Raw genomic sequence first — 13,178 nt, 5'->3', positions numbered from 1 at the left:
CGCCGACACGCCGACGCCGCAGGTCAGGAGGCGCAGTACCGAGCTCAGGAGCGCAGTGCCGAACTCAGCAGCGCAGCGCGGTGTGCAGCCTGGCCGCGGCGACCGCGCGACGAGCGTCGTTGACCGGAAGCAGAGCCAATGCGTGCTCGTGGATCTCGGCATCGTCGGGCGCCCGCTCGCCATAGCGCAGCGCGTATTCGGGGTCGTCATCCGAGAGCACGGCGGTGCGTACCGCTACCTCGAGATGTTCACGCCATTCGACGATTCCCGGCGTCTCCGACCCCGGCAGGAGCGGCCCACGATACAACCGAACCGCCGTCGCGGTGTCACCGGACTCGAGCGCGGTGAGCAGGTCGACGGCATCGCAGGACAACGGGGTGGTCAGCTGATAGACCCGGTTGGCGATCTCACCGCCGGTGGCCCGGCGCAGATGGGAGACATCGGCCTTGAGCGTGCTGGAGGTGGCGGGGCGGTCACCGTAGATGGCGTAGTGCAGCCGTTCGGGGGTGAAGCCGGCGGGCTCGAGGGCGAGCAGTGCCAAGATTTCGAGCTGACGTGGCCGCAGCCGCACCGCACGACCGTCGCGCATCAGCCCCGAACCACCGAGGCAGTTGAGCCGCACGCCCGGCCGGGTGGTGGGGACGGTCGCGTGCAGCCGCGCCTCGACAGCCATGACCAGCGACTGCACCGTAGACATGGCCAGCGGATGCGAGCGATCCCAGGTGGAGGACAGGTCGAGCACACCGAGCTGACGTCCGTCGGGTGCGTGGATGGGCGCGCAGTAACACACCCACCCGTGCAGCGCCGCGACCAGATGTTCGGCGGAGAACACGGTGCTGGGTTTGCCGGTCTGCATGGCAAGCGACAGCGCGTTGGTGCCCATATGCCGCTCGTCCCAGCGGCCGCCTGGCGCGAAATTGACCTGTTCGGCGCGGCGGCGCATCACCGTTCCGCCGAACGACCACAGGATGGTGCCGGTCTCGTCGGTGACGGCGGCGACGTAGCCGGCGTCGTGGGCGACATTGTGCAGTTGATCAGCGAGCTGGGTGACCGGTTCGCGCAGCGGGGACTCCGCCCAGCGGGATCCGATATCGGCGGAATCGACCGCCGGTGCGCTGGCGCGGGCGGGGTCGACGGTGCGCACCGAGCGCATCCAGGATTGCGCGACTTCACTGCGCAGGCCGGACCCGGAGACCCGCGGCAACGCGGGATGCGACCCGTCCGGTACCCACCGGGCCCATTCCTGTTCCAGCGTGGCTCGCTGCTCGGCGAGCGTGCTGCGTGGCGCCATCTACGCGGTGTCTTCCTGGTCGCCTGGTCACATATTCGACTACCTCCATCATGCCGCACCGATCCGTCGATCGGTGCGGCATCGACGATGCGAAGTCAGCTCATATGGTGCACCGGCCCCATTCCGTACACCGGGGTCGGGATGCCCTCGTATCGTGCCTTGAGCTGCAACGCGAGATACAGCGAGTAGTGCCGGGATTGGTGCAGGTTGCCGCCGTGGAACCACAGGCCTTCCTGTCTGGTCGGCTTCCACATATTGCGCAACTCGCCCTCCCACGGCCCCGGATCCTTGGTGGTGCCCGAGCCATAACCCCAGCATTTGCCGACCTTGTCGGCGACATCCTGGCCGATCAGGTCCGCGGCCCAGCCGTTCATCGAGCCGTATCCGGTGGCGTAAACCACCAGGTCGGCAGGCAGTTCCGTGCCGTCGTCGAGAATGACGGCGGTGTCGGTGAGTTCGCGGACCTCACCGTGCGCCAACGCGATCTTCCCGTCGGCGATCAGCTCGGAGGCGCCGACGTCGATGTAGTAGCCGGAGCCGCGGCGCAGGTATTTCATGAACAGGCCGGATCCGTCGTCGCCCCAATCGAGTTGGAAGCCTGCGCGTTCGAGCCGCTCGTAGAACTCGGCGTCGCGGGCGCGGATGGCCTCGTACACCGGCACCTGGAACTGCGGCATGATCCGATACGGCAGCGACGCGAAGGTCAGATCGGCCTTGTCGGTGGTCATCCCGGCCGAGAGGGCGCGTTCTGAGTACAGATCGCCGAGTCCGAGATCCATCAGCGAATCCGAGCGCACGATATGGGTGGAACTGCGCTGCACCATCGTCACCTGCGCGCCGGCCTCCCACAGCGCGCCGCAGATATCGTGCGCGGAGTTGTTGGCGCCGATGATCACCGCGCGTTTGCCCGCATAGGCGTCGGGTCCGGGATGCCTGCTCGAATGATGCTGCTCGCCCTGGAACCGGTCCATACCAGGGAATTTCGGGATATTCGGCTTGCCGGACATGCCGGTGGCCAGCACCAGCTGGGTCGGGCGCAGCTCAATCGCCTTGCCGTCGCGCACCACGTCGACTTCCCACTCGCCCGAGATCTCGTCATAGGTTGCGGACGTGCAGGTTGTGTTCGACCAGTACGGCACCTCCATGACCCGGGTGTACATCTCGAGCCAGTCGCCGATCTTGTCCTTGGGAGTGAACACCGGCCAGTTGTCCGGGAACGGCAGATACGGAAGGTGGTCGTACCAGACCGGATCGTGCAAGCACAGTGACTTGTACCGCTTGCGCCATTGGTCGCCGGGCCGTTCGTGCTTGTCGACGACGAGGGCGGGCACCCCGAGCTGGCGCAGCCGGGCGCCGAGTGCGATACCGCCCTGACCGCCGCCGACGACCAGGACATACGGCTGGCGGGTCGTACCGAGGGAGCGCTCCTCGGCGTGGCGGCGCTCGGACCAGGTCACCCGGTCCGGGTCGGCGCCGTGCACCACGCCGCGCGGGCGACGCGGCCCTTTGCCCTCCTCATGACCTTTGATTTCGCGCAGGCTGGTGAGCAGAGTCCAGGCGCCCTCGTCATTGAGCCGCAGGTGCCCGACGGCGCGACCAGCAGCGGTCTCGAACCCGATCCACGCCGACACCACGCCGCCGTCCTCGGTGGGCGGTTCGGTGGTGTGGAAGCTGCCCGGATCGGTGCCGCCCAGACGAGACCGCAGCATCTCGGCGATATCGTCGCGTCCTTCGAGGGTCTTGATGTTCCAGGTGAAGGCGATCAGGTCGCGCCAGAAGCCGTCGAGGGCGAACATGCCCGCCGCCGCCTCCACGTCACGGTCGGCCAGCGCCGTCTCGAAATCCCGCAGCCAGACGTCCACGCGTTGCTGTGGTGTCTGCGTGTCGGGCGTCGGCTCCAGTGTCGTGGTCATCGGATTCTCCTTCTCCAGCAGATCTGTGACCCACAGCACACGTCAGTCGAACCGGTGTCACAATCGTTGCAAGGCGTTGCAACATCGGTGTGCGTGCGCGGCGGGGCGGGTGAATCTCGCCGACCGCGCCGCACCGAGCGGATCAGGACGGATGTCGTGGGCGAATTCGGCGCGATCGAACCGGGGACGGACCTGCCCCGCTACGCCCGCGACCTGGTGCGCATGCACGACGCCGTGATCGGCGGCGGACGCTCACAGTTGCGGCCGCGCACGCTGGTGGCCAAATCCTGGTCGCGGGTGCTTGCGGCCGGGCTGGTGCCCGATCAAGCCAATACCCGCACCGTGCTCGGGCTGGAGGACGTGGAGCGCCGTCGCAGGCTGTCGCCGCTCGCGGGCGTGATCGGCGAGCTGACCCAGGTGGTCGCCGGCGTGGCCGATGCTTCGCAGCTGATCATGGTGGTCACCGATGCCGACGGTGTGGTGCTGTGGCGCGCGGGCTCGCCGCGGGTACGCAATCGCGCCGACAGCCTGGGTTTCCAGGAGGGCGCGACCTGGACCGAATCGGTGGTCGGCACGAATGCCATCGGTACCGCGCTCGCGGAAGCCAGTCCGGTGCAGCTGTTCTCGGGCGAGCATTTCGAGCAGTCCCAGCATCCCTGGTACTGCACCGCGGCGCCGATCCACGATCCACGCTCCGGCGAACTACTCGGTGTGGTCGACGTGAGCGGACCGGCACTGACCCTGCATCCGGCCATCACAGCCCTGGTCGGTGCGGGTGCCCGGCTCGCGGAAGGTCAGATCGTGCGACTGCAACAGGATCGGCTGGATCGGTTGCGCACCACCGCCATGCCGACCCTGTCCACAGTGACGGGTCCGGCCCTGCTGGTGGATGAGCACGGCTGGGTCGCCCACGCCACCGGCGTCGCCACGACCCAGCGCATCGCCATACCGAATGCCGAACGCGCTGTGCACGTCCCGGGACTCGGCATCTGCTCGACCGAACCGCTGCGCGGCGGGTGGCTGGTGCGACCGCTCGGCTCCGGTGCCGATTCGGGTATACGGATGAATCTGGATTTGTCCCGAGCACCGGTCGTCACTGCTGTCGGCGGCGAATCCGATTGGCGCAGTTCGCTATCGGTACGACACGCGGAGATCTTGCTGCTGCTGCATCTGCGCGGCCGTCGCGGGATGACGGTCGCCGAACTGAGCCGCGCGCTGTACGGCGACCCCGATCACGCCGTCGCCGTGCGCGCCGAACTGTCCCGGCTGCGCCGCGTGCTCGGCTCGATCATCGAAAGCCGGCCGTACCGGCTCGAGCCGTCGGTGCAGCTCAGTCTGAGCATGGGCGAGGTCGACCGGCTGGCCGATTGCGCGTTCGTGCACTCGTCGACCAGTCCGGGCGTCCGCGCGCTCGGGACAGCCGGGACCGACGCCCCGCTCGACTGACGCGATGCCTCAGTCTCGCGAGAACGATGCCTCAGTCTCGCGAGAACACAGCCCTCCACAATCCGACCACCGTCCCGCGCAGGAAGTTCTCCCAGCTGAAGTGGTCGTGCCACAGAATGATCTGCCCATCGCGCAGTTCGAAGGTGCCGGTAACCCAGAACGCGATGCGCAGCGGGCCGACGCGGAGGATGTCGGTGCGATCGGTGAGCACGATGATGCCGTCAGCGGCGATGTGGTGCATCTCGGCGGCGAAACCGAACCGATCCCGGTTCAGCCCGCGCAGAATGCCCGCCACCCGGCGCTTACCGCGCACATCGGGTAACGAGGTGTTCTTCCAGACGATGTCGGGGTGCAGCAGTTCCAGTGCCTCGCCAACCGCGCCGAGTTCCAGCGCGGCGAAGAACTCCCGCACCGTGGTGATCGAGTCCTGCTCCAGCTCGATTTCGCTCATGAATCGAGGGTAAGCCGAGCGGGTCCGCACCGCGACGGATCGGCGCGTTCGCCCGTGCGAATCGACCGCCCGGCGATACCTTGGCCCTATGACCACTCGGGATGAGATCGAGTCGTTTCTGGACGAATATCAGGCCGGGCTCTCGGCATACGACGCCGAAGGTTCCGCGGCGCTGTGGGGCATGCCGGGCACCATCCTCAGCGACGCCTTCGTCGGGTCGCTGCACTCACGCACCGAGATGGCGCAGGGGCTGTCGCAGTCGTATCCGTTCTATCAACAGCTCGGGCTGGCGCGGGTGGACCACACCCTGCTCGAACAGGTCGATGTGACCGAGCGCATCGTCCGAGTGCGGGTGCGCTGGCACTTCTACGATGACGCCGACGACCTGCTCACCGATGGCGACTACGAATATTTGCTGCGGCGCGACGATGACGGGCTGCACGCGTATGTCGCGGTGGCGATCGACGAGATGGAGAAGCTGACCAAGCTCGCGGCGGATAAGGGGATCCAGCTACCGGGGACGTGAGGTCGGCCTAGCCTGTGCGGCTGTCGACGAGCACTTGCAGTCCGTCGAGAATACGGTCGATACCGAAGTTCAGCGCGTCGTCCCGGGCAGACACACCAGCAGCCTGCTCACCCAATGCCCCGACGACCTCGGGGTATCGGGCGCCCGCAGCCTCCATCACCTCTGCCATCTGGCGCATCACCTGCTCTTCCAATCCGTCCGCACTGCCACCACCGGACTGCTGAGCGAGGCTGCGGACATGACCGTTGAGCACGACGACGGTATCCATCCGCTCCGGCCCGGTGAGCCCGATCCCGGCCATCGCGGACAGGGCCGCCTCCAGCCAGCCGAGTTCGTGCGGTCCCATCGGCCGGATGCCGGCGGATAGTTCCAGCGACCACGGGTGCGCACGGTAGCGCCGGTAGATCTCCTCGGTCCAGGTTCGCAGCCCAGCGCGCCACGGTGATTCACTGGAAACCGACTGCGCAGCAGCGGTATCCGGCGGTGCGCCCAATGCCTGCTCCAGCATCAGTGCGGCCAGCTCGGCCTTACCCGGCACGTACCGGTACAGCGACATCTTGGTGTAGCCCAGCCGCTCCGCCACCCGCTGCATGGACACACCGCCCATCCCCTCGGCGTCGGCCTGTTCGATGGCCGCGCCGACGATCGCCTCCAGCGACAGGGACGGTTTCGGCCCGCGCTTGGGTTGGCGCCCCGTGCCCCAGAGCAGCTCGACAACGGTCGGAGCCGGCATCGCAGATTCCTTCCAGGAAAAGGGGTTGACCTAAAACTGTGTCTACCATACGCTAATCTGCGTCCACCAGAAACAGATTCTGGCAGACGCAGTTCTTACCGAAGGAGCGATCATGCGAAACAAGACCGTCCTCATCTCCGGCGCGAGCATCGCAGGCCCCGCCCTCGCCTACTGGCTCGACCGCTACGGTTTCGACGTCACCGTCGTCGAACGTGCCCCTGAGCTGCGCCCCGGCGGTCAGGCCGTCGATTTCAAGGGCGCGACACACCTGAAGGTGCTGGAGCGCATGGGCATCCTCGACGCCGTCCGGGACCGGCAGACCGGCGGCGGTGACATGGTGCTGGTGGACGCCGCAGGCAAGCGTCGTTCACTGATCTCCGGCGACTTCACCGGCGGCGATTTGGAGATCGCGCGCGGCGACCTGGCCGAGATCATGTACGAGCGCACCGCCGAGAACTGCACCTACGTTTTCGGCGATTCGATCAGTGCGCTCACCGAGACCGCCGACGGTGTGCGGGTGGAGTTCGAACACGGCCCGGCGCGCACCTTCGACCTGGTCTTCGGCGCCGACGGCGTGCATTCGCGGGTGCGCAAGCTGGCCTTCGGTCCCGAGCACGACTACGTCCACCACCGCGGCTACTACTACTGCCTGGTCAACTCGGGAACCCAGCCGCGAACCGACGGACCGCGGCGCACGGTGTCTTACGCTCATAATGCGCCGGGCAAGCTGGCTGTCGATGGGGGCCCGAAAGCCGAGCAGATGTACATGTTCGCCGCACCCGAGCTCGACTACTCACGCGACGACGAGCAGGCACAGCGTCGCATCGTCAAGGAAACCTTCGCCGGTGTCGGGTGGGAGGTGCCGCGAATGATGGCGGATCTGGACGAGGCCGAGAACTTCTATCTGGACTCGCTCAGCGTGGTGAAGATGTCCTCGTGCGTCAGCGGCCGGGTCGCGCTGGTCGGCGATGCCGGATACGGCAACACCCTGGCGGGATTCGGCACCGGGCTCGCCATCGTCGGCGCCTACGTGCTCGCGGGAGAACTCGCCCTCGCCGGCGGCGATCACACCGCGGCCTTCCCGCGCTATGACGAGATCATGCAGCGCTACAACCAGATCGCGGGCTCCAGCAATCCTGGCCGGTTCCTGACCCCGAAGACGAGATTCGGCATCCGCGTGCGCGACCGGTTCCTGAACTCACCGCTGTTCGGGCTGATGGTCGAATTCGGCAACAAGGGGGCCAATGATATCGACCTACGCGACTATCCGAGTCTGGTCTCCGGCCGTGCCGACACACCCGCGACCGAGCAGTAGACAGTGCGCGGCGAACTCGGCGCGGCCCCGAAACGCAACGACGCGCCCACGATTCGGAGGTTACCGTCGTGGACGCGTCGTCAGCGAAAACTCAGCCCAGCAGGCGCCAGTCCTCGAGGCCCTCGTACAGCGGCAGGTCGTTGGCCAGCTTGCGGACCCGCGCGCGCAGCGTCTCGACATCGGAACCACCGGCCAGCGCGGTGCCGATGATGTCGGCGACCTCGGTGAACTCGGTGTCGCCGAAGCCACGGGTGGCCAAGGCGGCGGTGCCGATGCGCAGGCCGGAGGTGACCATCGGCGGACGCGGATCGAACGGAACGGCGTTGCGGTTGACCGTGATTCCGATCTCGTGCAGCAGATCCTCGCCCTGCTGACCGTCGAGCTCGGAGTTGCGCAGATCGACGAGCACCAGGTGCACGTCGGTGCCGCCGGTCAGCACGCTGATGCCCTTACCGGCCACATCGGCGCCGGTCAGGCGCTCGGCCAGGATCTTGGCGCCGGACAGGGTGCGCTGCTGACGCTCGGCGAACTCGGCGGTGCCCGCGATCTTGAACGCGACGGCCTTTGCGGCGATGGCGTGCATCAGCGGCCCGCCCTGCTGGCCGGGGAACACCGAGCTGTTGAGCTTCTTGGCGAATTCCTGCTTGGCCAGGATCAGACCGGAGCGCGGACCACCGAGGGTCTTGTGCACGGTGGAGGACACGACGTCGGCGTAGGGCACCGGCGAGGGGTGCAGGCCTGCGGCGACCAGACCGGCGAAGTGCGCCATATCGACCCACAGGTAGGCGCCGACCTCATCGGCGATCTCGCGGAACGCGGCGAAATCCTGGTGCCGCGGGTAGGCCGACCAGCCGGCCACGATCACCTTCGGCTGCGCGTCGACGGCGATCTTGCGCACCTCGTCCATATCGACGCGGTGGTCGTCCTTGCTGACGCCGTAGGAGTGGACCTCGTACAGCTTGCCGGAGAAGTTCAGCCGCATGCCGTGGGTGAGGTGGCCGCCGTGGGCCAGGTCCAGGCCGAGCAGCTTCTCGCCCGGGTTCATCAGCGACATCAGCACCGCGGCGTTGGCCTGGGCGCCCGAATGCGGCTGGACGTTGGCGAACTCGGCGCCGAACAGCTCCTTGGCGCGGTCGCGGGCCAGGGTCTCGACGACGTCGACGTGCTCGCAGCCGCCGTAGTAGCGGCGGCCGGGGTAGCCCTCGGCGTACTTGTTGGTGAGCACGCTGCCCTGCGCCTGCAGGACCGCGCGCGGCACGAAGTTCTCCGAGGCGATCATCTCGAGGGTGTCGCGCTCGCGAGCGAGCTCTCCTGCCATCGCGGCAGCTACCTCGGGATCGAGTTCACCGAGAGACTGGGTATTGACAGAAGCGGTCGTCTGCGTCACCCGGCCAGTCTATTGGCTCGTGCGGGCCTGATCGGCACGGGGTCGAATAGCACATCGCCAGGCGCTGCGCGCCCTTTCCGGCAAGCCGGTTTCCGTGCGTCGGCCGATCAGGCGGGCTGCATCGCCCGCACCGCACCCGGGGTGAGCGGTTCATCGAGCAACCTGCGGAACCGGTCGGCGCGCTCGTCGGCGCCCGGCGCCCCGTCCAGCCAGCCGCCGAGCAGCCGGTAGCCCTCGACATAGGTGCTGATGTAGGCCCGCCACAGCGGCGAGGACACGAACCGCAGCGACTGCCGGGCCCGCGTCGGCGTCAGCAGGTTCCAGCGCATCAGGAACTCCGCGACCTCGTCGGCGTCGCGACCGCGATCGTGCAGTAGCAGCGCGGCGTCCTGGCGCACGCCGAGCAGCTGCCCCGACGCCTCCGACAACCGTTCGGCCCGATCGCCGTCGAACCGCAACCCCAGATCGGCGTAGATCTCCTGCGCCCAGCGTCCCCAACCGGGCCCGACGATCGACTTCAGCGCCAGGTCCGCGAGCCCCTCGGCCATCAGGCATTGCGGGGTGTTGACCAGGAACAGCGTCTGCTCGTCCTGCCCGGCCGCAACCAGCCCGGCCTCCTTGCGGCAGTGCTCGGTGTGGTGGCCCGGATAGGCCTCGTGCGCGATGAGATGGGGCAGGTTGGCCATGTGCTGGCGCAGATCGGAATTGATCGCGACCTTCGAGTGGAAGTTGCCGAGGTAGTAGTTGAAGCCGGACCACGGCTTGTCGCCGACCACCTCGTAGGTGACGTGCTCGTGATCGGGCAGCGGATACCGCTCACGCACCAGCTCACGCAACGCGCCGGAGAACGCATCGACGCAGGCCTGCAGCCGCTCCGGCGGGATCTCGTCGGCCTGCTTGTGCGCGGCCATCCGTTCGGCCAGCGAACCGTCGCCTGCCAGCACCTCGTCCATCTTGCGGTGCGCGTCGCGGTAGTCGGCTTCCTCGCCCGGTGCGATGTCGACGTCGAAATAGGCGCGCACCTCGTCGACGAATCCGATGTCGTCACCGGCGAACTTGCGTCCGGAGCATTCCAGCGCGCGCAGATGCACGTCGAGGAACTCGGTGCGCTCGGGCGCCAAGCCCGCCGCGGGCAGTTCGGCGCGCAGGGCCGCGGCCCGCTGCGCGAGCTCCCGCGGCTGCGGCGCCGGCGCGTTCTCGATCTCGCGCCGCAATGCCGGGTCACCGGTGAAGGCGTCGACGAAACCCTCTTCCAGCCGGTCGAAGGCCAGACCGAGCCGCAGGTAATCGGTGACGAGCGGATGCGCTTCCATGGCAGCCGACGATAGCCGGTCTACCAGCGGCGCGGCGACTGCTACCCGCCGGTAGCCGACCCCCTTTTCCCGGCCCGGAGCGGCGAGGCGCAGAATTCAGCCATGCGGCCACAGTTAGTCCGAATCTCACAGCGCCGGTGCGATATGTGTGCGTGTTTGCCGGAATGGAGCGTCGGGTAAGTGGCACGGATGAGTGAGCCGAGCCCCTATGTGGAATTCGATCGGAAACAGTGGCGCACACTGCGTAAATCGACTCCGCTGGTGCTCACCGAGGAAGAACTGAGGGGCCTGCGCGGTCTGGGTGAACAGATCGATCTGGAAGAGGTCGCCGAGGTCTACCTCCCACTCGCCCGTCTCATTCACTTGCAGGTCGCCGCACGTCAGCGGCTGTTCGCCGCGACAGCGACCTTCCTCGGGGAAAAACATCCGGACCGGCAGGTGCCGTTCGTGATCGGCGTCGCGGGCAGCGTCGCGGTGGGCAAATCCACCACCGCGCGCGTGCTCCAGGCGCTACTGGCCCGCTGGGATCACCATCCGCGGGTGGATCTGGTCACCACCGACGGGTTTCTCTATCCCACCGCGGAACTCACCCGCCGCGGCATCATGCATCGCAAGGGATTCCCGGAGAGTTACGACCGCCGTAAGCTCCTGCGTTTCGTCACCGAGGTGAAATCCGGTGCGCCCGAGGTATGCGCGCCGATGTATTCGCATATCTCCTACGACATCGTGCCGGACGAGTTCCATTGCGTGCGTCAGCCCGACATCCTCATCGTCGAGGGCCTCAATGTGCTGCAGACGGGTCCGCGGCTGATGGTGTCGGACCTGTTCGACTTCTCCATCTATGTCGACGCCCGCATCGAGGACATCGAGAACTGGTACGTACAAAGGTTTCTCAGCCTGCGCAAAACCGGTTTCGCGGATCCGCGCGCGCATTTCCACCATTACTCCCGCTTCACCGACGAGGAAGCGACCTCGGCGGCCAAGGAGATCTGGAACTCCACCAACCGGCCGAATCTGGTGGAGAACATCCTGCCCACCCGTCCGCGCGCGACCCTGGTACTGCGCAAGGACGCCGATCACGCGATCAATCGGCTGCGCCTGCGGAAATTGTGAGCTTGGCGAATCCGCTCAGACGCCGAATCGACGGTGCCGCGCGGCGAAATCACGCAGCGCGCGCAGGAAATCCACCCGGCGGAACTCCGGCCAGTACGCCTCGGTGAACCAGATCTCCGAGTACGCGCTCTGCCACAGCAGGAAACCGGACAACCGCTGCTCACCGGAGGTGCGAATGACCAGGTCCGGATCGGGCTGGCCGGAGGTGTAGAGGTGCTGGCCGATGGCGTTGACGGTGATCGATTGGACCAGATCCTCGCCGGTCTCACCCGCCGCGATCTCCTGACGCACCAGCGAGCGCACCGCGTCGGTGATCTCCTGCCTGCCGCCGTAGCCGACCGCGACGTTGACGTGCACGCCGTCGCGTCCACTGGTGCGCTCCGCGGCGGTACGCAATCGCTTGGCGATCAGCTCGGGGAATCCGTCGAGGGAGCCGACGAGGCGCACGCTCCAGTTCTGGTCCGGCGCCGAGAGTTCTTCGACCACGTCGGTGATGACCTCGAACAGCGTCTCCAGTTCCTCCGGATCGCGGTTGAGGTTCTCGGTGGAGAGCAGGTAGACGGTGACCATCTCGATGCCCGCGGCCTCGCACCAGCCGACGAGTTCGGCGATCTTGAGCGCGCCGACCCGGTGTCCGTGACTGACGTCGGTGAAGCCGTTTTCCCTGGCCCAGCGGCGATTGCCATCGCACATCACCGCAACGTGACGGGGGTGCTGCTTGCCTGCCAGCTGCTTGGCCAGCCGGGCCTCGTAGACGCGATACGGAAAGCCACGCACCCGACTCGGAAACTCCACGGCGTCCAACAGTACGCCTCGTCACGTTGTCTGCGGCACCGGCCGCACTTCCCGGTACAGTAGCGATCAGACCCGCAACCTACGGTTCCGTAGGTTACTCGCGAGTTAACTACAGGAGGTAGTCCGTGACCGATCCGGTCCGCGCCGACGCAGCTGATGCCGTCGACGCTGTCGAGCCCGTCGAGGAGATGCTCAACCCGGCCGACGCGCTCGCGGCACTGGTCAAGCCACGGATGCGCGGCTGGATCCACACCTGGGCGGTCGGCATCGCGGCGATCGCTGTCATCGCGCTGGTCGCCGCAGCGACGACGGTCTCGGCGACCGCGGTGTGGTCGACGCTGGTCTACGGGCTCACCGTCTGCCTGCTGTTCGGGGTCAGCGCCGTCTACCACCGAATCACCTGGTCGACCGTGCGCGCTCGGATCCGTATGAAACGCGCCGACCATTCGATGATCTTCCTGTTCATCGCGGGCAGCTACACCCCGTTCGCGCTGCTTGGCCTGCCCGGCTCGACCGGGCGCACCCTGCTGATCGTGGTGTGGGCGGGCGCGCTCGCGGGCGTCGCATTGAAACTGCTGTGGCCGACCGCGCCACGCTGGGTCGGGGTGCCGTTGTATCTGTTGCTCGGCTGGGCGATCGTGCCGGTGGCCGGTGAGCTCTACGACAATGTGGGCCTCGCACCGCTGATCCTGCTGCTGATCGGAGGCCTGATCTACAGCGGCGGCGCCATTCTCTACGCCACCAAATGGCCGAATCCGTGGCCTGCCGTCTTCGGTCATCACGAGTTCTTCCACGCCGCGACGGTGCTCGCGGCACTGGCGCACTACGTTGCGGTTTGGCTCGTGCTGCTGCGCTGAACGCCTTCCGCGTTCTATGCTGCTCGTTCGTGTCAGTC

12 protein-coding genes are annotated in these 13,178 nt (G+C 67.1%); 5 read left to right on the top strand and 7 right to left on the bottom strand.

The window, feature by feature from the left end; all coding sequences use genetic code 11:
* Positions 1-64: 64 nt before the first annotated feature.
* A complete protein-coding gene (locus ACFXNW_RS15750; RefSeq protein WP_379418386.1) occupies positions 65-1,291 on the bottom strand; it encodes a transcriptional regulator in 1,227 nt (408 codons plus the stop codon).
* Between the two features lie 95 nt (positions 1,292-1,386).
* Complete coding sequence (locus ACFXNW_RS15745) at positions 1,387-3,204, bottom strand: NAD(P)-binding domain-containing protein (protein ID WP_379418385.1); 1,818 nt, start codon at positions 3,202-3,204, stop codon at positions 1,387-1,389.
* Between the two features lie 156 nt (positions 3,205-3,360).
* On the opposite strand from ACFXNW_RS15745, the gene ACFXNW_RS15740 reads away from it, so the two are divergent.
* Positions 3,361-4,650, top strand: a complete 1,290-nt coding sequence (locus ACFXNW_RS15740) for a GAF domain-containing protein (RefSeq protein ID WP_379418384.1) — start codon at positions 3,361-3,363, stop codon at positions 4,648-4,650.
* 31 nt (positions 4,651-4,681) lie between these two features.
* On the opposite strand, the gene ACFXNW_RS15735 is transcribed toward ACFXNW_RS15740, so the two are convergent.
* The gene (locus ACFXNW_RS15735; RefSeq protein WP_379418383.1) at positions 4,682-5,101 is read right to left on the bottom strand and encodes a limonene-1,2-epoxide hydrolase family protein; all 420 of its coding nucleotides are present in this window, start codon (positions 5,099-5,101) and stop codon (positions 4,682-4,684) included.
* An 88-nt stretch (positions 5,102-5,189) separates the two neighbouring features.
* Here ACFXNW_RS15735 and ACFXNW_RS15730 point away from each other — a divergent pair, with 88 nt between their 5' ends.
* The gene (locus tag ACFXNW_RS15730; RefSeq protein WP_379418382.1) at positions 5,190-5,627 is read left to right on the top strand and encodes a hypothetical protein; all 438 of its coding nucleotides are present in this window, start codon (positions 5,190-5,192) and stop codon (positions 5,625-5,627) included.
* A gap of 7 nt (positions 5,628-5,634) precedes the next feature.
* Here the strand turns inward: ACFXNW_RS15730 and ACFXNW_RS15725 are convergent, their stop codons facing one another.
* Positions 5,635-6,360, bottom strand: a complete 726-nt coding sequence (locus ACFXNW_RS15725; protein WP_379418381.1) for a TetR/AcrR family transcriptional regulator — start codon at positions 6,358-6,360, stop codon at positions 5,635-5,637.
* A gap of 112 nt (positions 6,361-6,472) precedes the next feature.
* Between ACFXNW_RS15725 and ACFXNW_RS15720 the strand changes: the two genes are divergently transcribed.
* A complete protein-coding gene (locus ACFXNW_RS15720) occupies positions 6,473-7,675 on the top strand; it encodes an FAD-dependent monooxygenase (RefSeq protein ID WP_379418380.1) in 1,203 nt (400 codons plus the stop codon).
* A 91-nt stretch (positions 7,676-7,766) separates the two neighbouring features.
* Here the strand turns inward: ACFXNW_RS15720 and glyA are convergent, their stop codons facing one another.
* On the bottom strand, positions 7,767-9,062 hold the full coding sequence (gene glyA, locus ACFXNW_RS15715) for a serine hydroxymethyltransferase (RefSeq protein WP_379418379.1): 1,296 nt from the start codon (positions 9,060-9,062) through the stop codon (positions 7,767-7,769).
* Between the two features lie 107 nt (positions 9,063-9,169).
* Entirely contained in the window at positions 9,170-10,375 is a 1,206-nt protein-coding gene (locus tag ACFXNW_RS15710) for a DUF885 domain-containing protein (protein ID WP_379418378.1), read from the bottom strand.
* A gap of 180 nt (positions 10,376-10,555) precedes the next feature.
* Here ACFXNW_RS15710 and coaA point away from each other — a divergent pair, with 180 nt between their 5' ends.
* The gene (gene coaA, locus ACFXNW_RS15705) at positions 10,556-11,488 is read left to right on the top strand and encodes a type I pantothenate kinase (RefSeq protein WP_379418377.1); all 933 of its coding nucleotides are present in this window, start codon (positions 10,556-10,558) and stop codon (positions 11,486-11,488) included.
* Positions 11,489-11,503: 15 nt separating this feature from the next.
* Here coaA and ACFXNW_RS15700 read toward each other — a convergent pair whose 3' ends face one another.
* Complete coding sequence (locus tag ACFXNW_RS15700) at positions 11,504-12,292, bottom strand: isoprenyl transferase (protein ID WP_379418376.1); 789 nt, start codon at positions 12,290-12,292, stop codon at positions 11,504-11,506.
* 179 nt (positions 12,293-12,471) lie between these two features.
* Here ACFXNW_RS15700 and ACFXNW_RS15695 point away from each other — a divergent pair, with 179 nt between their 5' ends.
* A complete protein-coding gene (locus tag ACFXNW_RS15695) occupies positions 12,472-13,140 on the top strand; it encodes a hemolysin III family protein (RefSeq protein ID WP_379418657.1) in 669 nt (222 codons plus the stop codon).
* Positions 13,141-13,178 lie beyond the last annotated feature (38 nt).

Source organism: Nocardia sp. NPDC059180 (genome assembly GCF_042754945.1).
Taxonomy (GTDB): Bacteria; Actinomycetota; Actinomycetes; order Mycobacteriales; family Mycobacteriaceae; genus Nocardia.
This window is presented reverse-complemented; position numbering and strand designations above follow the sequence as displayed.